Here is a 22,158-nt window from a genome sequence, read left to right on the forward strand (position 1 = left end):
AGCGGGCAAGCCCGCGAAGAGGCCAGCAGCTATTTTGCTACCTTAGCTCCTGCTTCGCTTCAAGGTCTCACTCGGAAACTCCTTGAACAATTGCCGGTAACTCTCTGAAAACCTTCCTAAATGCCAGAATGACCAGCGCATCGCGACCTCGGCCACGGTCGCCCTGCCATCGCGTAACAGATCGCGACGCGCACCATTCAGCCGGCGCAAGCGCAGCCACTGCGCAGGCGGCATGCCGGTAAATGCCTTGAACGCCTGCTGCAACTGGCGCAACGAGACCCCGGCAACATCTGCCAGCTCCACCAGGTTCAACGTCTCTTCTGGGCAGTCCGCCGCCCACTCGCTGACCCGGCGCATGATCGCCCGTTCTTCGTCCCGCCGCCCCAAGGCTATGCCCTGCAGGCGCTGGCTGGCGTTATCGAGAATGAACAGGCAATCCTCCAGCAGTTGTTCCGCCAGGGCCTGCCCCTGCAATGGGCAGTCGGCCTGCCCGAGGCGGGTCAATGTGGCACTCAGCCAACTGCCAAACAACGCGTTCTGCCCACTGCCCAGCGGCACCATGAACAGCCCTTCGAGGCGTTGCGGGTCCAGCCCATGGCGGGCCAGGAAGGCTTGGTCGAACACCACTGCCACTTCCTGGTAGTTCTCCGGGGTGATCCAGATGTTGCGGCTTTGCTCGTTCAGCAGGTACAGGCTGTTTTCGCTGCGGTCGAAGCAAAACGCCAGTGAACCGCTCGGCGCCCGGAAAAACTGCTCTACGCGAGTATTCAGTCGCTCCTCGTACACTTCCACGCCATCCATCCCCAGCCAGCGCAGCTCTCCGCTGAAATGCCCCGGCGACATCTGCCGGTATTGCTGCTGCCAGCCGGGGGTAGCGCGCACTTGCTCCGAGACGTCGGTGGTATGGAAGGCCTGGACTTGCAGCGCATTGGGCGTTGTCACGCGAGATCCTAATTGCACTCTTTTGGTGCATTGCTTGCCGAAGAAAATGGATAGATCGGCCCTGGGGGCTGCGACCAAGATAGTCTCCAGTGCGTCACCTGGGAAGTACAACGCCTTGTTCGCCTTGCTATGGCTTTCGCGAGAAGCATTGCTCCCACACTAAAACCCAACCAAGAGGTCTGTATGAACGCCCCCTTCGATCAGCTGTACACCTGGCTGAAAGAACACCGCATCACCGAAGTCGAATGCGTGATCAGCGACCTGACCGGCATCGCCCGCGGCAAGATCGCGCCCACCGCCAAGTTCCTCCACGAGCGTGGCATGCGCCTGCCCGAAAGCGTGCTGCTGCAGACGGTCACCGGCGACTACGTTGACGATGACATCTACTACAACCTGCTCGATGCCGCCGACATCGACATGGTCTGCCGGCCCGACCCCTCCGCCGTGTACCAGATCCCGTGGGCGATCGAGCCAACCGCGATCGTGATCCACGACACCTTCGACAAGCAAGGCAACCCCATCGAACTGTCGCCGCGCAACGTGCTGAAGAAAGTGCTCAAGCTCTACGCCGACAAGGGCTGGCAGCCGATCGTCGCGCCCGAGATGGAGTTCTACCTGACCAAGCGCTGTGAAGACCCAGACTTGCCATTGCAGGTGCCGCTGGGGCGTTCTGGCCGTGCCGAAAGCGGTCGCCAGTCGTTCTCGATCGATGCCGCCAACGAATTCGACCCGCTGTTCGAGGATGTCTACGACTGGTGCGAGATCCAGGGCCTGGACCTGGACACGCTGATCCACGAAGACGGCCCTGCGCAGATGGAGATCAACTTCCGCCACGGCGACGCGCTGGACCTGGCCGACCAGATCACCGTGTTCAAGCGCACCATGCGCGAAGCTGCACTCAAGCACAACGTGGCCGCCACCTTCATGGCCAAGCCGATCACCGACGAGCCGGGCAGTGCCATGCACCTGCACCAGAGCGTGGTCGACATCGCCACCGGCAAGCCGATCTTCGCCAATGAAGACGGCAGCATGAGCCAGCTGTTCCTGCACCACATCGGCGGTTTGCAGAAGTACATCCCCAAGCTGCTGCCGATGTTCGCGCCCAACGTCAACTCGTTCCGCCGCTTCCTGCCAGACACCTCGGCACCGGTGAACGTCGAGTGGGGTGAAGAAAACCGCACCGCCGGGCTGCGCGTGCCCACCTCCAGCCCAGAGGCAATGCGGGTGGAAAACCGCCTGCCGGGCGCCGACGCCAATCCCTACCTGGCCATCGCTGCCAGCCTGCTGTGCGGCTACCTGGGCATGGTCGAGCAGCTTGACCCCAGTGCACCCGTACAAGGCCGTGCCTACGAACGGCGCAACCTGCGCCTGCCGATCACCATCGAAGACGCCCTGCAGCACATGGAAGACTGCGAGACCGTGCAGCAGTACCTGGGCAAGCAGTTCGTCCAGGGCTATGTGGCCGTCAAGCGTGCCGAGCACGAGAACTACAAGCGGGTCATCAGCTCCTGGGAGCGTGAGTTCCTGATGATGAGTGTCTGACCCACCCCGGGGCGCCTTGCGCCCCCGTACACCGAACTCGAAGAACAAAACCAACGAGGTGTCCCCCATGCGTCATCTGCAAGCCCTGATCCCCGCTGCGTTCACCCTGCTGTTCGCCACCACCACCCAGGCCACGCCCTCGGTCAGTGTGTACAACTGGACCGACTACATCGGCGACACCACCCTGGCTGACTTCCAGGCCAGCAGCGGGATCAAGGTGGTCTATGACGTGTTTGACTCCAACGAAACCCTGGAAGGCAAGCTACTGGCCGGGCGCACCGGCTACGACGTGGTGGTGCCGTCCAACCACTTCCTCGCCCGCCAGGCCCAGGCTGGCGCCTTCCTGCCGCTGGACCGCAGCAAGCTGCCGAACTGGCAACACCTGGACCCCAAGCTGCTCAAGCAGCTTGAACAGAACGACCCCGGCAACCAGTACGCGGTGCCCTACCTGTGGGGCACCAACGGCATCGGCTACAACGTCGACAAGGTCAAGGCGGCACTGGGCGTCGACCATATCGACTCGTGGGCGGTGCTGTTCGAGCCCGAAAACCTGAAAAAGCTCAAGCAGTGCGGCGTGGCCTTCATGGACTCGCCCGACGAATTGTTCCCGGCAATACTCAACTACCTGGGCATGGACCCGCGCAGCGAAAAGCCGGCCGACTACGCCAAGGCTGAAGCACGCCTGCTCGAGTTGCGCCCCTACATCACGTACTTCCATTCATCCAAATACGTGTCCGACCTGGCCAATGGCGACGTTTGCGTGGCCTTCGGCTACTCCGGTGACGTGTTCCAGGCCGCCAACCGCGCTGTGGAAGCGAAGAACGGCGTAAAAGTCGCCTACAGCATTCCCAAGGAAGGCAGCAACCTGTGGTTCGACCTGCTGGCCATCCCCAAGGACGCCAGCAACCCCGACCAGGCCCTGGCCTTCATCAATTACCTGCTCGACCCCAAAGTGATCGCCAAAGTCAGTGCCACGGTCGGCTATGCCAACGCCAACCCGGACGCCAAGGCATACATGGATGCATCGCTAGTGCACAACCCCGAGATCTACCCACCCCAGGACGTGCTGGACAAGCTGTACATCTCCAGCACCCCGAGCCCGAAGATCATGCGCGTCATGACCCGCTCCTGGAGCAAGATCAAGTCCAACCGCTGAGCCGAGAACGCCCATGTCTTTCGATTCCCAACACACTGCTTCGTACTACGCTGCCACGGCACGCAACGCGGCGCCCTACCCCAGCCTGGACGACGAACTGACGGCCGATGTGTGCGTGGTCGGCGGCGGGCTGACCGGGGTCAACACCGCCCTGGAGCTGGCTGAACGTGGTTTGTCGGTGGTGCTGCTGGAAGGCCGGCGCATCGGCTGGGGCGCCAGCGGGCGCAATGGCGGCCAGCTGATCCGCGGCATCGGCCATGACGTCAGCGGCTTTACCCGGCATGTCGGTCAGGACGGCGTGCGCTACCTGAAACAGGCTGGTATCGATTCGGTGGCGCTGGTGGCCAGCCGCATCGCCCAGTACGGCATTGCCTGCGACCTGCGCTGGGGTTTCTGCGAACTGGCCAACACAGCTGACCAGTTCGCCGCCTTCAAGGACGAGCAGGATGACCTGGCAACGCTTGGCTATCGCCCCGAGACCCGTCTGGTAGGCCCCGGGCAGTTGCATGAAATCGTCGCCAGCGACCAGTACGCCGGCGGCCTGGTAGACATGGGCTCGGGCCACCTGCACCCACTCGACCTCGTCCAGGGCGAAGCCCGTGCCGCCTATAGCCTGGGCGTGCGCATCTTCGAACAAAGCCCCGTACTGCGAATCGAGCACGGCCCCCGCGTGACCCTGCACACTGCCCGTGGCAAGGTGCGAGCAGGCAGCCTGGTGCTGGGCTGCAACGCCCACCTCGATGAGCTGGAACCGCGGCTGAGTGGCAAGGTGCTACCGGCCGGCAGTTACGTAGTCGCCACCGAACCCTTGCCCGAAGCACTGGCTACTACCCTGATCCCGCAGAACATGGCGCTGTGCGACCAGAAGGTCGGCCTGGACTATTACCGCCTCACCGCAGACCGCCGCCTGCTGTTCGGCGGTGCCTGCCATTATTCCGGCCGCGACCCCAAGGACATCGCCGCCTACATGCGGCCCAAGGTGCTGAAGGTATTCCCGCAACTGGCCAACGTGCGCATCGACTACCAGTGGGGCGGCATGATCGGCATCACCGCCAACCGCTTCCCCCAGGTCGGGCGCCTGAGTCAGCACCCAAACGTCTACTACGCCCAGGGCTATTCCGGGCACGGGCTGAACGTGACGCACTGGACGGCGAAACTGCTGGCCGAAAGCATCGCCTTGGGCCACAGCCAAGGCCTGGACGTTTTCAGCGCCGTGCCCCACCTGACGTTTCCTGGCGGCAAGGCCCTGCGTTCGCCGCTACTGGCAATGGGCATGCTGTGGTACCGGTTGCGCGAAGCGCTGGGTTGAGTTCACCGCAAACCACGCGGCGCCCGGGAGATCGGGCGCCGCCACTTTTTGCCTTTTCCACAGGGGATTGAACTCGCCCACTGGCCAACTGCGGCGCAGCTGCTAGCGTTGTTCTGGCCGACCTCTCATGGATACGCCTTCATCATGAAATCACTGCCTCGCATTACCCTGTTGTGCGCCGCACTGCTTGCCGTGGGCGCCTGCTCCAGCAATCGCGTGGACCCCAAGGATTACTCCGGCTTCCTCAAGGATTACAGCCGGTTGCAAGAAGCCAAGAGCCCGACGGGTGCCCCGGTAATGCGCTGGATCGACCCCAAGGTCAACATCAACCAGTACAGCCAGGTGTTCATCGAGCCCAGCCAGTTCTACCCCAAACCGCAGCCCACCCCGGTCATCTCCGCGCAGACACTGGGGGAAATCACCCGCTACTTCAACGAAGCGCTGCGGCGTGAAATCGGCGGTGTCATGCCGCTGGCCAACGGGCCTGGCCCGGGCGTGATCGTGGTGCGGCCGGCGATCACGGCAGTGTCTACCAGCAACGAGGGCCTCAAACCCTATGAGGTGATCCCCATCGCGCTGATCGCCGCAGGCGTGAACACCGCCACGGGCGGCCGTGACCAGGACGTGGATGTCGGCGTGGAGGCGGCGTTCCTGGACGGTGCCAGCCAGAAAGTACTGGCCCAAGTGGTACGCAAAGGCGCGGGTCAGGAGCTGGAGAACGACACCCAGAAACTGACCTTGAATGACGTCAAGCCGGTGCTCGATGGCTGGGCCAAGGACATGCGGGCGAGCTTCATTGAAGCCAAGCAGAAAGCCCGCTAAGGGCCGCCCGAACACAATACTTGTGGGAACGGCCTTGCGTCGCGAAAGGGCTGCGAGGCAGCCCCAGGATTCAAGCCTTGATATACAAAGTGCTGGGGCCGCTTTGCGGCCCTTTCGCGACGCAAGGCTGCTCCCACAAAAGACCGCATCGGCCGGTGAGTTTTCCTAGCACTCCACAAAGGCGACTGCCAAGCCGCCGCGCGAGGTCTCTTTGTAGTTGGCATGCATGTCCGCCCCGGTATCACGCATGGTGCGGATCACCCGGTCGAGCGAAATGAAGTGCTCGCCGTCGCCACGCAACGCCATCTGCACCGCGTTGATCGCCTTCACCGCAGCAATCGCATTGCGCTCGATACACGGCACCTGCACCAGCCCGCCAACCGGGTCGCACGTCAGCCCCAGGTTGTGTTCCAGGGCAATTTCGGCCGCATTTTCCAGTTGTGGCGGCGTCGCCCCCAACACCTGGGCCAGGCCGGCGGCAGCCATCGAACAGGCCGAACCCACCTCGCCTTGGCAGCCTACCTCTGCCCCCGAGATCGACGCATTTTTCTTGCACAGGATACCGACGGCCGCTGCCGCCAGCAGGAAGTCGACCACATCGGCATCGCAAACGGTCGGGTTGAATTTCATGTAGTAATGCAGCACTGCAGGGATAATGCCTGCGGCACCATTGGTGGGCGCGGTGACCATGCGCCCGCCGGCGGCATTCTCTTCATTCACCGCCAGGGCGAACAGGTTCACCCACTCCATGGCGCTGAGCGTCGAACCAATCACGTTGGGCTTGCCCAGTTCCTGCAAGCTGCGGTGCAGCCGGGCAGCGCGGCGCTTGACGTGTAGCCCGCCAGGCAAGATGCCTTCGTTGCGCAGCCCGTTATCCACGCACTCACGCATGGCCGCCCAGATGCGCAGCAAGCCTTCACGTATTTCCGCTTCCGGGCGCCAGGCCTGTTCGTTGGCCATCATCAGTTGCGCCACACTCAAGCTGTGTGCTTTGCACAAGGCCAGTAACTGGGCAGCACTGTCGAACTCATAAGGCAGCACAACGTCATTGGCTTTGGCTGCTGGGGCATCAATTTCGGCTTGCTCGACGATAAAGCCGCCGCCAACCGAATAGTAGGTCTGCAGCAGCAGGCTGCTCTCCCCGTCCATTGCTTCCAGGCTCATGGCATTGGGGTGGTAAGGCAGGTTTTCGTCGAGCAGCAACATGTCCCGGCCATACTCGAAGGCCAGCGGGTGGCTGCCATCCAGCATCAGGCAATGCTCCTGCAACACTTGGCCAATGCGCGACTCGATGGTGGCCGGGTCGATGCGGTCCGGCCACTGGCCCATCAGGCCAAGCAGGCAGGCGCGATCGGTGGCGTGGCCAACCCCGGTGGCCGACAGCGAGCCATACAACCGCACTTCGACGCGCGTTACCCGCGCCAACAGCCCCTGCTCACGCAGGACCTGGGCAAACGTCGCCGCTGCCCGCATGGGGCCGACGGTGTGGGAACTGGACGGGCCGATGCCGATTTTGAAAAGGTCGAAAACACTGATAGCCATGCTAATGCCTGACCGTGCCCTGATATGAATCCACAGCACGGTTATCTGATGAAATTGAGCGGTAGTGCGATTTTGCGCGATACTGACGCGCTGGCTCATGGATGACCAACGAAACTTTCTAAGCAAGCCTTTAGCAGGACTAAACAATGCGACGGCAACTCAATGGGCAGATGTTCGTCTGGCTGCATGTATTCGCCTGTGCAGCCCGGCATCTGTCCTTTACCCGCTGTGCCGAAGAGCTGCACATCACCCCCGGCGCGGTCAGCCAGCAGATGCGCCAGCTGGAAGAACGCCTGGGTTACCGGCTGTTTCTGCGCCGGGCGCGCGGTGTGGAGTTGAGCGCCGAAGGGCAACGCCTGGCCCAGACAGTGGCCGAAGCCTACGGCAGTATCGAGGCTGAACTGTTGCGCCTTGACGCCGGTGAAATTCGCGGCACCTTGCGTGTGCGCTCCATTCCGTCGTTCCTGGCCAAATGGCTCACCCCACGCCTGCCGCGCTTTCAGCAGCGATACCCGGACATCGAGCTGCGACTGGTGGCCGAAGACAGCGCCCAGGCATTGACCCCGGGCGACTTCGACCTGGCTATCGACCTGAACGATGGCAGCTACCCTGGCATGCTTTCGACACCGCTGCTGGACGAACAGATCTTCCCGGTGTGCTCACCCACCTTGCTGCGCGGGCGCCCGCCACTGCATGGGCCGGCAGACCTGGCGCACTACCCGCTGCTGCATGACATCACAGCCTGGCGTGGCAGTTCGGAGTATGCAGAATGGGAGTTCTACCTGGAGGGGATTGGCGCCGCCGGCCTGAATGTGCGGCGTGGCCATACCTTCAACCGCAACCACCTGACCATCGAGGCGGCAATTGCCGGTATTGGTGTAGCGATCGCCCGGCGGACGCTGCTGAATGACGAACTGGAGCGCGGCGCGCTGATCGTGCCGTTTGGCGTGGCGATCGCCAACCACAAACGCTACGTGGTGCATTACCCGCCAGGCGGGTTGAATCAGCCGGGAGCGCGGGCGGTGCATGACTGGCTGGTGGAGGAAGCGCGGGGGTTCAGGGAGTTGCATCCACTGAACAAGGTGTAGGAGCGGCCTTGTGCCGCGATGGGGTGCGAAGCGGCCCCGGCAAGGCCGCTCCTACAGGGGGCTTGCGAGCGTTCGATGATTAGTAAGCCTGCTTGCCGGTAAACGCATTGAGGGTGCGCACCAGAATCACAAAGTCCAGCCACAGCGACCAGTTGTTGATGTACTCGATGTCCGAGTCCACCCGCTGGATCATCTGCTCAATGTCCTTGGTCTCCCCCCTGAAGCCGCGCACTTGCGCCAGGCCAGTCATGCCCGGCTTGATGTTGTGGCGGGCAAAGTAATCGACGATGTCCTGGGAATATAACGTGTCATGTTGCAACGCATGTGGCCGTGGCCCAACCAGCGACATCTCCCCGGTCAGCACATTGAATAACTGCGGCAGTTCATCGAGGCTGGTACGGCGGATGAAAGCACCAATTTTAGTCAATCGCGGGTCATTCTTCTGCGCCTGTTTGACCACGCCATTGTCCGGCTGATGAACATGCATGCTTCTGAACTTCCATATACGGAATGACTCGCCGGTCCAGCCCGTACGTTCCTGGCGGAAGAAAACGGGCCCGCGGCTGGTGAATTTGATAGCCAGTGCAACGCCAATCAACACAGGCGATGCACACAGTAGTATCAATGCCGCCAATACCCGGTCCTCGAGATTCTTCAGGAACAGGCTCATGCCCGTCAGCGGGGTTTCAGACAGGGTCAGCACAGGAATACCGGCAATTTCTCGCACGCTGTGATTGATCAGGCGCAACGAGAAGATATCCGGCACCCAGTTCACGGCAATGCACTTGTCCAGCAACTTGAAGTACACGTCGTTGATAACCTCGGAGCCCCCCAGCGGTGTCACCAGGTACACGGTGCGAATGCCATACTGGGCAACGATTTCATCCAGATCTGCAATGTGACCGAGCACGGGCAGGCGCTGCTTGCCCTCGGCACCTTCGTACGCCCGCTCACCAGCCTTGTCGGTCAGCACACACCCCAGAACCCGTTCGCCAAACCAGGGGTTGTTGCTGATTTTCTGATAAAGGAAATTGGCCAGGTCGCCGTTGCCGATAATCAGGGCATTGTCCAGCCGCGCATGCGCGGTAAACCGTTTTTGCAGTTCTCGAACCGCAAAGTGCAAGAACAACTGGGCAATGTAACCAATGATGAACAACTGCACGACCAACAACCGTGAGTACGTTTCACTCTGTTTAGTGAGAAAGGCCATGACCACAAGAAAACAGAATGTTGCCGACCACGCCTTGAACAGGCGGAAGGCCTTGATCGAAAGGCCGACGTTAGTGCGGTAGATTGCATAATGGTCGTAGATGACGGCCAGTGCGCCAATCAGCAACAGCAACATGATTACATAATCGGAGGTAATGTAACCAAACTGATCATAGATGAGATACCAGGCAATACCGGTTACTGCAATACCATCGAGCCCCGCCTGAATGGCGTTACTTACACTGCTTCTTCTTTGGAGTAAGGAACGACTGCTTCTGGGTTCGAAAACCATTTCAGACCTCATCTATTTGAGCGTAGCAAGTGCCGTCCATCAAACATCAAGTCATGAATACAGCTTATTCAACGCCAGTGAAGCAGGATCGTGCAGCCCCCAAGCCACTGCTTTCACTGTAGCAGCCACCCGCCATCAGCGCGGATTTTGGCCGATTCATACGGTGCCCCTGGCCGAATCGGCTGCCTTGCGGCACAGCAGGGTGCGCAGCAAGAACAACGGATTGCCTACCACATAACGCATGAACAAACGTTTCGGCTCGCGTAACAGACGGTAGGCCCACTCGCCACCCACATGCCGTAACCACTGCGGTGCCCGGCTGACCTTGCCGCCGAGGAAGTCCAGAATCGCCCCGCCGCACACGATCAGGCACGGCCCATCAACGGCTGCCAACCTGGCCGCCACCGCTTCCTGCTTGGGCATGCCCATCCCCAGCACGATCAGTTCCGGTTGCTGTTCCTTGGCCAACTGCAGGTAGGTGTCGATGCTGGCAAAGCCATCGTGGACCGATACCGGCACCACGCCAAACAAGGCTTCGCTGCGCTGCACCGCCTGATTCAGGTACGGTTGCTGCGTGCCCCAGAACGCAACCCGCCGCCCGCGGTATGCCTCCATGAGGCTGGGTATGAAGTCGGTGCCATTCATGTTGAGCCCAGGCTCCAGTCCCAACCGGCGATAAAGGATCGCCATGCCAGAGCCGTCGCGCAACAGCACATCGGCCGCCGACAACGCCTGACAATACTCACCGTCGTGCACCACCAGGTTCATTGCATGGGCATTGACGAACCCCAGCACGGTTGCAGACTTCGGGGCGGCAAGCCGGTCGAGCAGGCACTGCGCCGCGCTGCTGTCAGGCACCACCTCAAGCGTGTCGATAATGCGGTTCCAGCGTTTCTGCCATTGCCACTGAGCCATCAGTCATCATCCCGTTTGGAGCGCACCCATTCGACCTGGCGCTTGATCAGGAACCCCAGGTACAGTGGGATTTTCCTTGCGGCGTAAAAAGGCGCGTACAACAGCACGGAAAACGGGATCAGCTCACGGCAGAAGCGTGCCCACGCCAGCACAACGGCAAGGCCGAGCATGACCAGCGCAGCCAGTGCGATCCACGCAGGCGCCGCATGGCCTGACAGCAGGTAAGCCAGCCAGGTCACCAGGTTGAGCCCCAGCAGCGCCAGCACCAGTAGCGCCAGAGGTGGCACCAACAGGTCCAGGGTCATGGCCAGCAGGCTACCGTTGCGCTGGCGAATGGCGGCCAGCGCACGCTTGGGCGCATCGGCCAGCATCAAGCCCAGGTGGCCATGCTCCCAGCGGGTGCGCTGGCTGTTCATGCCCTGCTGGCTGGCAGGAAACTGGCTGGTGACCAGCGCCTCGGGGCAGAACACCGGCGGCTTGCCCTGCTGGCACAGATCCAGCCCCAGCTTTACATCCTCCACCAAGTGCCCATTGGCCAGGTTGATCAAAGCAAGGTCGTGCCAACCGAATGCCATGCCTGCCCCCATCAGTTGGCACGGTAGCCCCAGCCGCGCCCAGCCACGCGGGCGCACCAGGTTCTTGACCCGCCAGGCAAACTCGGCCACCTGCACCTTCAGCCCGCTACCGGCGGGCGCGCGCATCAGGTACAACGCCTGCACCGGGCGTTGGGCCTGGTGATAACGGCGTGCCAGGCAGTCAATCGCCCCCTCGGCTACCTGGCAGTCGGCATCAACCACAATCACCACCTCGGGCGGGTATTCGGCCAAGTGGCGTACGCCGAAGTCCAGGGCATAGCCTTTGCCACGCAGCACCGTATCAAACCGCTCCACTACCTCGGCGCCGGCCTCGCGGGCCAGCCGCGCCGTGTCGTCCGTGCAGTTGTCGGCCACCACCAGCAAGCGGTCGCCTGGCAGCAACTGCGGGGTTACGCTCGCCAGCGTTGCACGAATGATCGCAGCCTCATCATGGGCCGGTACCAACACTGCCACCCGCGGACGCACGCTGACGCCCAAGGGCCGCGAGCGCGGCGGCAGGCAAGCCAGCAGCATCTGCAGGAAGAAAACGGACACAGGCACAAGGGCGATGACCGCCAGCAGGCCCAGTAACCAACTCAATACAGTCATCATGCGGATGCCTTGAAGTAGCCGGCCAGCTTGGCCGCCTCGGTGTCGATATCATGCCGTTGCAGCACGCGCTGGTAAGCCGCCTCGCCCATGCGCTGCAGCACTTCGGCGGGTTGCGCAAGGCACTCGGCCATGGCCTGCGCCAGTTCGTCCACGGCGCCAGCGGGGAACAGCCAGCCGTTCTCGCCCGGGCGCACCAGCTCAGGGATGCCTGCCACGTAGGTGGTCAGTACTGGCCGGCGCAAGGCCATGGCCTCCATGATCACCACCGGCAAGCCTTCGGCGAAGCTGGGCAATACCAGCGCGCGCGCGGCAAGGATCTCCTCGCGTACCTGTGCGCTGCTGATCCAGCCGGTGATGCGTACGTGCTGCTGCAGGCCGTGCCGGGTAATCAGGGCGTCGATCTGCCCGCGCATCTCACCGTCACCTGCCAGGACCAGTTCGAAGGCGATCGACTGTGCCGCAAGCTGACGTGCCGCCTCAAGCAACAACAGCTGGCCTTTCTGTTCACAAAGCCGGCCGACGCACACCAGCCGTGGCACCGCCGGAACATTGACCGGCAGCACCTCATGGAACGCTCGCTCCAGGCCGCAATGCACCACTTTCACTTTGGCCCAATGCTCGTGCGCCACCCAGCGAAACAGCTGGCTGCGCCCGTAAGAACTCACCGCTGCAACAAAGGCGGCGCGCCGCACCTTCTCGCCCATGTGCAAGAACTGCGGCTTGTCGAACTCTTCCGGCCCGTGCACGGTAAAGCTATAGGCCGGGCCGCCCAGCAGGTTGGCCAGCATCACCACCTCGGTAGAGTTGGTGCCAAAATGGGCATGCACGTGTTTGGCCTCACCGGCCTGCAGCCAGTGCAACACCTGGCAGGCCTCGGCCAGGTACACCAGGTGGTAGGGCCACGCGCGGTCGGCGCGCAGGCCAAGGCGCATTGCCACCCGCAAGGCCTGGAAAAAGCGTCGCGGTTGCGCACGCAGCACCTGCAACGTTGGCGTCAGCAACCCCTTGACGCCGCCTTGCAACACATACCGGGTCCTGGCCCGTTCGCTCGTGTCCTCGGCGTCCTGCAACTCGGCATCCCACCCCCGCAGGGCAATGCGTTGTACCTCTACGCCCTGGCGCTCCAGCGCCAGTATCTCGCGGCGGATGAAACTGTGGCTGACCTTCGGGTACTGATTGATGAAGTAAGCGATGCGCATACGAATCCAGATCCAAACCCGCTTGATGACCCACCTCCCCTGCCAACCTTCACTTAAGGCTGTCGACTACGGGCGGTCGGTCCACTGCCGATGCACTCACAGCAAATGCATCCCCCTGTTTTCCTTGTAGTCCAAGGTTGTGACTGCTGCTTGGCAATGCGGCCTGCAAGCGCGCGAAAACATCGTCGAACATCGCTTGGCGGCGGCGGTACATCGCCCGTTTCTTCGCTGGAATGTCGGCTTCTGCCCGCTGCGCCTGGGCAAGCGGAAGGCTGAAGAAATCCGCAAAATTCGATGCACTGGCACCGTGTTCCTGCCAGATGACGTCATAGTTGGCGGCAAGGTCCTGGCCTTTGTCGCTGCCAAAATACGCATGCCGATGGTGCCGGCAGTCATCGCTGACCGCATACAGGTGCGTGACACCCAGCGCCCGGGCCAGGCACTTCATCGCTTCGAGCACCAGGCTGCGCGGGCGCAGGCCTTCGAAGTGCTTGGTCAGGTCGCGGTAGATAGCCAATGAGGTTTCGCTGTCGATGCCTTTGTGGATGCCCTGCACGGCCCCGATGAACAGGCACAGCTCACCCTGGCTGCGGCACAGGGTAAACGCCAGTGAAGCCACGCGCAGGTCGCCCTGGAACAGGTTCAGCACCAACTCGCCTTCGCGTTTGAACCAGATCGGCCGGTCCAGCACCAGGCGACAGCCCGGCGAATGGCTGGCCAGATCGCACAGCGTCAGGCTTTCGTCCCGCCCCAGCAGCAACAGCGCCGGAAACTCGCCGGCCAGCACTTCAAAGTGCGAAGCGACCACTGCCAGGCGCTGCGGGGCTTCCCAGCATTTGCTGAGGTAAGGCCACTGCACCACACCGATGCAGTCCACACCCAGCCGCCGCACGCCTTGCTCGCCGAGTGCCGCCGTGATGCGCTGCATGAAACCATTCAACTCAGGCCACTGCCTGGCAATCTGCAGCATCAACTTGTACTTGTTGTTCAACGCCCGCAACGAGTAGCCCGGTTGCAAGGTAAACACGCTTTTCACGAGGGTGCCGAGCATCATGGTCATCTCTCATTTGTACTCGATCAACGCTGATTTGCCGGCCGCGAAGCGGTGGCGCAAGAACTTCAGCTGGCCGAGCATTTCCGGGAATTTGCCCAACACCAGGAATACCGCCTGCAGCCAGTTTTCGCGCGCCGACTTGCCTCCGCGGCGAGCCAGGCGCACGGCCTGCAACGGGTAAATCAATAGCAACAGCAAGCCCCAGCCACCCAGCAGCAGGCAGGCCAGCACGATCACCAAGGGTATGCCCAGGCCCCATAGCCAGGCCCGACGTGACTCGCGCAACCAGTGCTGCTCGGGCGGCTGGCCATGCAGGTAGGCCCCTTCGGCATAGGCGTGACCGGCACGCAGGCTGCGCCGCCACCACTGGCTGAACCGGGTCATGCCAGCGTCGTGCAGGGTCATTTCGGCGGCCAGGCGCCAGACTTTCCAGCCCTTGGCCCGCAAGCGCACGCACAGTTCAGGCTCCTCACCGGCAATCAGCTCGGCGCGAAAGCCACCGACGGCGGCAAAAGCGTCTGCCCGCATCAGCGCATCGCCACCGCACGCCTTGGCTTCACCGATGGGGGTGTCCCATTCCAGGTCGCAAAGCAGGTTGTACACCGACCGCTCCGGGAAGCGCTCCCGTCGGCGACCACACACCACCGCCACCTCGGGGTGCTGGTCGAGAAACACCTGCGCGGTGGCCAGCCAGTGGGCATCCACCTCGCAATCGCCATCGACAAACTGCACCAGCTGCATCGAAGGCAGCAGCCGCTGCAAGGCGCTGAAGCCTTCGTTACGCGCGCGCGCGGCGGTAAACGGGATGGCCATGTCCAGCGCCAACACCTCCACCCCGAGGCTGCGGGCCAGTTGCAGCGAGCCGTCGGTGGAGCCCGAGTCGACATACATGACCTTGCCCGCACCGTTTGCCAGCGAACGCAGGCAGCGCTCCAGGCGCGGGCCCTCGTTGCGGCCAATGACCACCACACCGGTTACTGCCGCCATGGGCCTCACTCGGCGGCGGCCGTGGCGGCTGGCTGCCTGGCCTTGATGGTGGCTGGCACCCCTACTGCCAGGCAATTGTCCGGCACATCCACCAGCACCACGGCATTGGCGCCGATGATCACGTTGTTGCCAATGCGGATGCTGCCCAGCACCTTGGCCCCGGTGCCGATATCGACGTTGTTGCCGAACACCGGGGCAATCGGCTCATCGACGTTCTTCAAGCCCACCACCACACCGTTGCGGATGCGGCAGTCATCGCCAAACCGGGCATAGCCACTGACGACGATGCCACCAAAATGGTCGATGACGAAGTTGCGGCCGATCACCACTTCGCACGGCAGTTCGATACCGGTGATGATCTGCACGAACTTGAACAGCACCTTGTAGACCAGCGAGAAGAGTTTGCGCAGCAGTGCCGGGCGCACGGTGTAGCGCCAGCGGCCGAAGCGATACACCAGCAGTACCCAGAAGCCCTGCGCCCCCCAATCCCCGCCATGGGCGCGCAGGTCGGCACGAATATTCTCGAACATGGCTTTACCTACCTTGTCGGTTGGCTGGCGTACCGGGTCTTGAACAACAGTGACCAGGTCGCCCGGCAATGACGCCAGCAGGCCTGAATCGCGCCCCAGCCGCGTCGCTTCAACAGCGCCTTGAGTGCCAGCACCAGGTCACCCAGGGTGACCAGCACCATATGCAGGGCAAGGCCCGCCACCCCGTGATGCTTGCGGAAATACAACAGCTCGCTTTCGATCTGGTAGGACGAGATCTGCCGGCTGGCCGCCTCCAGCTCTGCCACCGACTTGGAGCTTTCGCCCCCGATGTGCACCACCGTGGTATGCGGGTAGAACACGACTTTCCAGCCGGCTTCCTTCACCCGCTTGCAGTGGTCCACCTCCTCGTAATAAAGAAAATAACGCGGGTCGAACAGGCCCACCTTGTCCAGCACTTCGCGGCGCACCAGATAGAAGCAACCCGGTAACCAGTCGCACTCGCGCACCGAGGCGTGGTCCCAGGTCATTTCATCGACCATCTTCAGCCCCGGGAAGAACCGCCCCAGCCCGGTACGCCCGACAAAGACGTTGAGCGGCGTTGGGAAGTAGCGACAACTGGGCTGCAGATCGCCGTCGCGGCCTTCCAGGCGCACCCCCAGCACGCCACACTCCGGGTGGGCGTCCATGTAGTCGAGGGTTTTTTGCAGGGAGTCGGCGGCCACGAAAGCATCGGTATTGAGCAGCAAGGCGTACTTGCCCTTCAGGTGCGCCAGCAACTGGTTATTGGCCCGGCCGAAGCCCACGTTCTGCTTGTTGCTCAGCAGCAGTGCCTCGGGGCACACCTGGGCCATGCGCTGCACCGAGTCGTCGCGCGATGCGTTGTCTACTACCAGGTAACTGGCCAACCGCTCGCTGTCGGCCCGGCGCAGCGCATCGAACATCGGCTGTAGCAGCCCGGCGGTATTGAAGTTGACCACCATGACATCCACAGGTTTGCTAGCCATTGTTGCCGTCCCCGAAGAAGTACTGGCGCCTTTGCGCCATCAACAGCGGTTCAACTTCCGGGTCGTAAGCGCCGTTGCGCTGTTTTACCAGTTCGATCCACGGGTAACTTTCGCAACGCGCCTCGACCCGTTTGATCAACTGTTCGGTGGTGCAGATGAACTGCGCCGGGTTGCCGCCAAACACGGTGCCTGGTGGCACGTCCTTGGTCACCACCGCGCCTGCGGCCACGATCGATTCCGGGCCGATGGTCACGCGGGGCATGATGATCGCGCCATGGCCGATGAAGCAGTTGTCCTTGATATCGATGAAACCGACCGAATCCAGGTGCTTGCCAAAGCGATGTTCGATCAGCAATACCACCCCGTCATGACCGATCAGCGTGCAGTCGGACAAGCCCACGCTGTTACCGATGCGAACCAGCGAAGGGTCGAGAAACTTGCAGCCTGTATTGACGAAGAAGTTGCTGCCGACAGAGTGAAAGTTCCCCCATCGGGCGAGGTAGGCACCCCATTCAAGACCAGAAGGGTTGCAGAACCTCCTGTAGAACTTGCCCCCTCGCCCGGTTGCATGGGCGTAGTGCGCCACTGCCTTGCGTATCCATCCCTTCATGCTGCCTGGCCTCGCGATCTGAACAATCTGGAGTGTCCTGAGGCGTTCCGGTCTCGTTCTTCTAGGTGCTGACCGCAGCGCTCAACCCATGTACAACCTGCATCATGCAGCGGCGCCGCTAGCCGCTCTCATCCTGGTATCGAGGTGGTCGGCCAGCCGCACGGCAAACTGCAACAACGGCATGGTCGGGTTGGAGGCGCCGCCCTTGGCGAAGATACTGCTGCCGGCGACATACAGGTTCTCGGTACCGAACACCTTGCAATTGGCATCGACAACGCCGAACTGTGGCGAGGCGGCCATGCGTGTGGTCCCCATGTGGTGGGCGTGCGGCGCCATCGTCAGCGGTATCGAAGTGTCGTAGACAAAGTCGTTCAGCTTGACGAAGCCCAGGTCCATTTCAGCGAACTGCTTGGCCAGTTCGCTGCCAATGCACTTGATGGTGTGCCGGTCGTCGGCGCTCAGCGCCCAGTTGACATTGACCTTGGCCACCCCCAGTGCGTCCTGTTCGTCCAGCAGCGAAATGCGGCTGTGCAGGTTGGGGAACTGCTCGATCATGGTGCTTATCACGCCGTCACCGGGGCAGCTGAACTTGGCGACGAAGGCGATCTTGCTGGCAACCCCCATGTCGCAGGCCAGGTTCTCGAGAAAATGCTTGACCTCGGCGGTGCGGCCATAGGTCTGCACATCGGCCAGCAAGACGGCGGTGACATTGCCTTTACCGGCCTTGTACTCGTCGACGAAGGCATCGGTGGTGTAATACTGGCGCGGCTCCGGGTCCTGCCCGGACTTGAGGATGAACGTGCCCAGGTCGATGTTCAGATGCTCCATGAAGCATCCGCCGACCAGCCCTTCCTTGCTCACTACGCCTGCTGCCACCAGGGTCTGGCTATTAAGCAACTGCCGGGCGTTCTCGATGGCCCCCGTAGCCAGAATGAAGTGCCTTGCCACCAGGCGCTGACGATTGCGTTCATAGTCGGATAGAACCACCGCAGCCAGGTGGCCGGAGCCTTTGTCGAACTCCAGGTCCACGCAGTTGCAGTTGATGAACACGTCCAGGCCTTTGGTCTGCTCCAGTGCCGTGGCGTACTTTTGCGCAAAACGTGTCGGGGTGCTGAGCAAAAAGCGGTCTGCCTCGAAGTCACCACCATCCAGGCCGGTATTCATAGCACGAAAATCCGAGCCGGCTGGCAGGTCGACGATGTCCATGGCCGCCGGCAGGTAGCCTTCGATCTCCGAATAGGGAATCGGCCAACCAGGCAAGTCACCTGGCGGGGCGACGGTAAAATCCGATGGGGTGAAAGGCCGGCAACGGCCGGCCCAGTGGTTGGACGTGCCCCCCAGGTAACGCAGGCGGGTCTCCTCGGCATACAGCTCCAGGCCCGTGGATGCGCAGGCGTACAAGCCTTGCGAGTGCGGCGCATACTCGCGTCCACCGCCTTCGGCGAGTAATACGTTCCAGCCGGCGGCGGCCAGGCGCAAGCCCAGGGTAATACCCGCCGGGCCGGCACCGATGATGCAGAAATCGTAGTTGTCGCGCAGCGTTTTGTGCTGCTGAAAGTCCTTGATCATGCTGGCTGGTTCCGCAAGTAACGGGACGGCAATACCCAACCGTTGATTATCACGAACCCGGGCGGTTCGACAGGTTTGCCAGCCACGGACGCCGAGACGCCGAACACCGCCCCACCCACACCGAGCAAGACACAACTCTGGAGAAAGCCTCTACGGCCCAACTGCGCAGTACAAAAAGTGAGCTTGCCCATGATCCCGTGACCTGTACCCATGAAAGTTACACCCAGCACGCCGCTTTACAACCAGTCGAAAAAGGCCGTCAGCAGCGCCCCGCACAGAGCCCCGACCAGCAGCATCGGCAGCACTACCAGCTCACGTTTCAGGCTGAACATGCCCAGTTTGCAGTTCACATACACAACCAGCACCAGGGTTGGCACGGCATGCAGGGCAACCCCCCAGATCGCCCACTCCACACCACCAATCGCCAGCAATAGCGGCAGCAGCCCCCATAGCGAGACCAGGCGGATGATGTTGTCCATGGCCTGATACTTGGTAAGGCCCAGAGCAATCCACACCTGATGAGCCAATGTATAGCGCATTATGATGAACGACAGCGAAAGAATTGCCAGCATAGGGCCAGCTTCACGGTAGCGATCATCGTACATCCAGCCAATCAGCAGAGGGCTGGCGGTCAGGAAACCACCGCAGATGAACAGCACCAGCAGGTCGACCAGCAGGCGGAAGCGGTGATACAGCGCTGTCAGGCGTTCCTTGTCGTCGGCCCTTGCAGCTTCACTGAAGGCAGGAAGCGCCACGGCACCGACAATTTTCATCAGCGCGGTCTGCACCGCGCCAAGAATCAGCACGGCAATCGAATACACCCCCAGTTGCGCCGCCGACATGCTGGCGCCAAACCAGATGCGGTCACCGTACATGGCCAGCACGCCAACCATCGACGACAACAGGATCCAGCGGCCAAACACGATCAACTCGGTCAGCGCCGTACGGTCCCAGCGCAGGTGGTTGTTCGGCCCTTCCAGGGCGGTATGCCCCAGCACGGTCCAGGCTACCGCCGAAACCAGGCCAGAGATCACCAGGGCCCAGATCGAATGGGTCAGCAAGCCCAACACCAGCATCACCACCAGGCCGGCCACCTGCGAGGCCAGGTCGACCAGCACCACGCGCTTTTGTTGGAAAGTTCTTACAGCCACATCTATCTTGGTGGACTGGAACCCCCAGATGGCTGCCGACAGGCCAGTTACCGCCAGCACCATCGGTAGCACCGGGGCAGCATAGGTAGAGTCCGCAGGCCATATTTCCGCCAGTTGGGCCAACCAGGCGCCCACCGCCAGCAGCAGGGTGAGGGCAAACAGCAGGAAGCCGCGAATGATCTGCACGGTCCAGGCGGTGTTGAGGAAATCCGGGTCGTCACCCCGGTGACTCTGGATGATGTTCTGGCGCAGGCCGACATCGGAAAGCAGATGCAGGAGTACCGAAACGGTGGTGGCGATGACCATCACCCCGAACATTTCCGGCAGCAGCAAGCGGGCCATGATCAGATTGCCGCCCAGGCGCATCACCTGAGAAGCCACCTGCGAGACCAGGTTCCACGACCCGGCCCTCAAGGCCCGGTTGCGCAGGCTCGCAGCGGCTGACACATCAATCGACGGCATGACTTCAATCTCTGACTGATTGGCTAAAAGTCACTATAGTTTCAATTAGCCACGATGCTAGCCGTTGCCCACCGAGGGAAAGGTGTACATAGCCGATGCCTGAACATTTTCGTGCGTTGATCGTCATCCTGTTTTTGGCGAGCGTGGTCTTCCTGATGGCGCGGCGACCCGCCACCGACCTTATTCCGCTCAGCGACTACAAGCGCCGGCGCAATCTCTGGTTCCTGCTGACGGTGCTGGCCTTTGCCTCGCACAGCTTTTGGCTGTACCTGGGTGCAGGCGCGGTCATCCTGTTGCTTGCAGGGCGCCGCGAGCACAACCCTATGGCGCTGTTCTACATGCTGCTGTTCCTGATTCCGCCGGCATCGGTGCAGGTGCCCGGGTTTGGCGTGGTCAACTACCTGGTCGACCTCAACCATATCCGCCTGCTCACCCTGTGCGTGCTGCTGCCGGCCGCGCTGCAGCTGCGCCGGCAAGCTGACACGTTGCGCTTCGGCCGTACCTGGGCCGACAGGCTGCTGGCGGCCGGGCTGCTGCTGATGAGCGTTTTGTATCTGCGCGAAACCACCCTCACCGACACCTTGCGTCAGGCGCTGTACCTGTATGTCGACGTATTCCTGCCGTACTACGTGGCCAGCCGTGGCCTGCGCCATATCAGCGACTTCAAGGATACCTTGCTGGCCTTCGTGCTCACCGCCTTCGTCATGGCGTTGATCGCCGTGGCCGAGTATGTGCGTCACTGGTTGCTGTACAGCGCCCTGATCGACGCAATGGGCGTGCCGTGGAGCATGTCCGGCTACCTCAGCCGCGGCGGCGCGCTGCGGGCCAGCGTCACCACCGGCCAGGCGATTGCCCTGGGTTATGTGATGAGTGTGGCCATCGGTCTGTTCCTGTTCGTCCAGGGGTATGTGCAACGCCCGCTGCACAGAGCCATGGGCGCCCTGCTGCTGGCCGCCGGGCTGTTCGCGCCGTTGTCACGTGGACCGTGGATTGGCGTCGTGGTCATCGTGGTGGTCTTCATTGCCATGGGCAAAGGCGCGATCAGGCGCCTGGCGCTGCTAGGCGCGGCTGGCATGCTGGCGCTGCCCTTGCTTACCGTCGTACCGGGCGGTGACAAGGTGCTGGACCTTTTGCCGTACATCGGCAACATCGAAAAAGAGAACATCACCTACCGCGAGCGGCTGATGGACAACTCCTGGATCGTCATCCAGCGCAACCCGCTGTTCGGCTCGTTCGACTTCCGCAACACCCCGGAAATGCAGTCGATGATCCAGGGCGAAGGCATCATCGACATCGTCAACACCTACATCAACCTGGCGCTGCGGGTGGGGCTGGTCGGGCTCGGCCTGTTCGTTGCGTTCTTTGCTGTGGTGTTGAGGGGTATCCGCAGGGCCATGCTCACTTTCCCCGACAAGGATGACGAACGACGACAGCTGGGGCGAGTGCTGCTGGCAACACTCATCGGCATTCTGGTGATCATTTTCACCGTCAGCAGCATCACCTTCATACCGGTGGTGTACTGGTCAATCGCGGGGCTTGGCGTGGCGTACATCCAGATGGTCCGCCGGCTGGACGACAGCCCGGCTACCGAGCTGGCCGAAACCGGCCTTCAACCCAGGTAATGTCC

At 62.0% G+C, this 22,158-nt stretch carries 19 protein-coding genes; 6 read left to right on the forward strand and 13 right to left on the reverse strand.

Annotated features, from left to right (window positions below):
* Positions 1-42 precede the first annotated feature (42 nt).
* A complete protein-coding gene (locus SB765_RS01940; RefSeq protein WP_410930830.1) occupies positions 43-942 on the reverse strand; it encodes a helix-turn-helix domain-containing protein in 900 nt (299 codons plus the stop codon).
* A gap of 183 nt (positions 943-1,125) precedes the next feature.
* Between SB765_RS01940 and SB765_RS01945 the strand changes: the two genes are divergently transcribed.
* The 4 genes from SB765_RS01945 (at position 1,126) to SB765_RS01960 (ending at position 5,771) form a co-directional block, all read left to right on the forward strand.
* Entirely contained in the window at positions 1,126-2,484 is a 1,359-nt protein-coding gene (locus tag SB765_RS01945; RefSeq protein ID WP_016499593.1) for a glutamine synthetase family protein, read from the forward strand.
* A gap of 67 nt (positions 2,485-2,551) precedes the next feature.
* Positions 2,552-3,640: a polyamine ABC transporter substrate-binding protein gene (locus SB765_RS01950; RefSeq protein WP_016499592.1), complete on the forward strand. Its 1,089-nt coding sequence runs from the start codon at positions 2,552-2,554 to the stop codon at positions 3,638-3,640.
* Positions 3,641-3,653: 13 nt separating this feature from the next.
* The gene (locus SB765_RS01955) at positions 3,654-4,949 is read left to right on the forward strand and encodes an NAD(P)/FAD-dependent oxidoreductase (protein ID WP_341798833.1); all 1,296 of its coding nucleotides are present in this window, start codon (positions 3,654-3,656) and stop codon (positions 4,947-4,949) included.
* Between the two features lie 144 nt (positions 4,950-5,093).
* Positions 5,094-5,771, forward strand: a complete 678-nt coding sequence (locus SB765_RS01960; RefSeq protein ID WP_341798832.1) for a DUF3313 domain-containing protein — start codon at positions 5,094-5,096, stop codon at positions 5,769-5,771.
* A 165-nt stretch (positions 5,772-5,936) separates the two neighbouring features.
* Here the strand turns inward: SB765_RS01960 and SB765_RS01965 are convergent, their stop codons facing one another.
* Positions 5,937-7,313 (reverse strand): L-serine ammonia-lyase, encoded by a 1,377-nt coding sequence (locus SB765_RS01965; RefSeq protein ID WP_341798831.1) that lies wholly within the window; start codon positions 7,311-7,313, stop codon positions 5,937-5,939.
* 146 nt (positions 7,314-7,459) lie between these two features.
* On the opposite strand from SB765_RS01965, the gene SB765_RS01970 reads away from it, so the two are divergent.
* Positions 7,460-8,401: a LysR substrate-binding domain-containing protein gene (locus SB765_RS01970; RefSeq protein ID WP_341798830.1), complete on the forward strand. Its 942-nt coding sequence runs from the start codon at positions 7,460-7,462 to the stop codon at positions 8,399-8,401.
* 79 nt (positions 8,402-8,480) lie between these two features.
* Here SB765_RS01970 and SB765_RS01975 read toward each other — a convergent pair whose 3' ends face one another.
* From SB765_RS01975 to SB765_RS02025, 11 genes are all read right to left on the reverse strand, one after another.
* Positions 8,481-9,902, reverse strand: a complete 1,422-nt coding sequence (locus tag SB765_RS01975) for an undecaprenyl-phosphate glucose phosphotransferase (RefSeq protein WP_410930831.1) — start codon at positions 9,900-9,902, stop codon at positions 8,481-8,483.
* Positions 9,903-10,058: 156 nt separating this feature from the next.
* On the reverse strand, positions 10,059-10,817 hold the full coding sequence (locus SB765_RS01980) for a WecB/TagA/CpsF family glycosyltransferase (protein WP_341798828.1): 759 nt from the start codon (positions 10,815-10,817) through the stop codon (positions 10,059-10,061).
* The gene (locus SB765_RS01985; RefSeq protein WP_341798827.1) at positions 10,817-12,004 is read right to left on the reverse strand and encodes a glycosyltransferase family 2 protein; all 1,188 of its coding nucleotides are present in this window, start codon (positions 12,002-12,004) and stop codon (positions 10,817-10,819) included. The genes SB765_RS01980 and SB765_RS01985 overlap by 1 nt, the downstream gene beginning before the upstream one ends.
* Complete coding sequence (locus SB765_RS01990) at positions 12,001-13,203, reverse strand: glycosyltransferase (RefSeq protein WP_410911712.1); 1,203 nt, start codon at positions 13,201-13,203, stop codon at positions 12,001-12,003. The genes SB765_RS01985 and SB765_RS01990 overlap by 4 nt, the downstream gene beginning before the upstream one ends.
* Before the next feature lie 49 nt (positions 13,204-13,252).
* Positions 13,253-14,257 carry a VirK/YbjX family protein gene (locus SB765_RS01995; RefSeq protein ID WP_410930832.1) on the reverse strand — a complete coding sequence of 335 codons (1,005 nt, stop codon included), beginning with the start codon at positions 14,255-14,257 and terminating at the stop codon, positions 13,253-13,255.
* A gap of 9 nt (positions 14,258-14,266) precedes the next feature.
* Positions 14,267-15,244, reverse strand: coding sequence for a glycosyltransferase family 2 protein (locus SB765_RS02000; RefSeq protein ID WP_410930833.1), 978 nt, complete (start codon positions 15,242-15,244; stop codon positions 14,267-14,269).
* A 5-nt stretch (positions 15,245-15,249) separates the two neighbouring features.
* Positions 15,250-15,774 (reverse strand): serine O-acetyltransferase, encoded by a 525-nt coding sequence (locus SB765_RS02005; RefSeq protein ID WP_016499581.1) that lies wholly within the window; start codon positions 15,772-15,774, stop codon positions 15,250-15,252.
* Positions 15,775-15,782: 8 nt separating this feature from the next.
* Positions 15,783-16,739 (reverse strand): glycosyltransferase family 2 protein, encoded by a 957-nt coding sequence (locus SB765_RS02010; protein WP_016499580.1) that lies wholly within the window; start codon positions 16,737-16,739, stop codon positions 15,783-15,785.
* A complete protein-coding gene (locus SB765_RS02015; RefSeq protein ID WP_016487256.1) occupies positions 16,732-17,349 on the reverse strand; it encodes an acyltransferase in 618 nt (205 codons plus the stop codon). The genes SB765_RS02010 and SB765_RS02015 overlap by 8 nt, the downstream gene beginning before the upstream one ends.
* Positions 17,350-17,451: 102 nt before the next feature.
* A complete protein-coding gene (locus tag SB765_RS02020) occupies positions 17,452-18,918 on the reverse strand; it encodes an FAD-dependent oxidoreductase (RefSeq protein ID WP_063424169.1) in 1,467 nt (488 codons plus the stop codon).
* A 236-nt stretch (positions 18,919-19,154) separates the two neighbouring features.
* Positions 19,155-20,531 (reverse strand): oligosaccharide flippase family protein, encoded by a 1,377-nt coding sequence (locus SB765_RS02025; RefSeq protein WP_341798820.1) that lies wholly within the window; start codon positions 20,529-20,531, stop codon positions 19,155-19,157.
* Between the two features lie 95 nt (positions 20,532-20,626).
* Between SB765_RS02025 and SB765_RS02030 the strand changes: the two genes are divergently transcribed.
* Entirely contained in the window at positions 20,627-22,153 is a 1,527-nt protein-coding gene (locus SB765_RS02030) for an O-antigen ligase family protein (RefSeq protein ID WP_049277527.1), read from the forward strand.
* Positions 22,154-22,158: the final 5 nt, after the last annotated feature.

It is taken from the genome of Pseudomonas sp. SIMBA_067 (genome assembly GCF_046534675.1).
Classification (GTDB): domain Bacteria; phylum Pseudomonadota; class Gammaproteobacteria; order Pseudomonadales; family Pseudomonadaceae; genus Aquipseudomonas; species Aquipseudomonas putida.

Bases quoted from the DNA above. Each gene is read 5' to 3' on its own strand.
- SB765_RS01995 (WP_410930832.1), bottom strand. From the start codon at position 14,257: ATGATGCTCGGCACCCTCGTGAAAAGCGTGTTTACCTTGCAACCGGGC.
- SB765_RS01950 (WP_016499592.1), top strand. From the start codon at position 2,552: ATGCGTCATCTGCAAGCCCTGATCCCCGCTGCGTTCACCCTGCTGTTC.
- SB765_RS01975 (WP_410930831.1), bottom strand. From the start codon at position 9,902: ATGGTTTTCGAACCCAGAAGCAGTCGTTCCTTACTCCAAAGAAGAAGC.
- SB765_RS02015 (WP_016487256.1), bottom strand. From the start codon at position 17,349: ATGAAGGGATGGATACGCAAGGCAGTGGCGCACTACGCCCATGCAACC.
- SB765_RS01970 (WP_341798830.1), top strand. From the start codon at position 7,460: ATGCGACGGCAACTCAATGGGCAGATGTTCGTCTGGCTGCATGTATTC.
- SB765_RS01955 (WP_341798833.1), top strand. From the start codon at position 3,654: ATGTCTTTCGATTCCCAACACACTGCTTCGTACTACGCTGCCACGGCA.
- SB765_RS01980 (WP_341798828.1), bottom strand. From the start codon at position 10,817: ATGGCTCAGTGGCAATGGCAGAAACGCTGGAACCGCATTATCGACACG.
- SB765_RS02020 (WP_063424169.1), bottom strand. From the start codon at position 18,918: ATGATCAAGGACTTTCAGCAGCACAAAACGCTGCGCGACAACTACGAT.
- SB765_RS02005 (WP_016499581.1), bottom strand. From the start codon at position 15,774: ATGTTCGAGAATATTCGTGCCGACCTGCGCGCCCATGGCGGGGATTGG.
- SB765_RS02025 (WP_341798820.1), bottom strand. From the start codon at position 20,531: ATGCCGTCGATTGATGTGTCAGCCGCTGCGAGCCTGCGCAACCGGGCC.
- SB765_RS01965 (WP_341798831.1), bottom strand. From the start codon at position 7,313: ATGGCTATCAGTGTTTTCGACCTTTTCAAAATCGGCATCGGCCCGTCC.
- SB765_RS02030 (WP_049277527.1), top strand. From the start codon at position 20,627: ATGCCTGAACATTTTCGTGCGTTGATCGTCATCCTGTTTTTGGCGAGC.
- SB765_RS02000 (WP_410930833.1), bottom strand. From the start codon at position 15,244: ATGGCGGCAGTAACCGGTGTGGTGGTCATTGGCCGCAACGAGGGCCCG.
- SB765_RS01985 (WP_341798827.1), bottom strand. From the start codon at position 12,004: ATGATGACTGTATTGAGTTGGTTACTGGGCCTGCTGGCGGTCATCGCC.
- SB765_RS01945 (WP_016499593.1), top strand. From the start codon at position 1,126: ATGAACGCCCCCTTCGATCAGCTGTACACCTGGCTGAAAGAACACCGC.
- SB765_RS02010 (WP_016499580.1), bottom strand. From the start codon at position 16,739: ATGGCTAGCAAACCTGTGGATGTCATGGTGGTCAACTTCAATACCGCC.
- SB765_RS01960 (WP_341798832.1), top strand. From the start codon at position 5,094: ATGAAATCACTGCCTCGCATTACCCTGTTGTGCGCCGCACTGCTTGCC.
- SB765_RS01990 (WP_410911712.1), bottom strand. From the start codon at position 13,203: ATGCGCATCGCTTACTTCATCAATCAGTACCCGAAGGTCAGCCACAGT.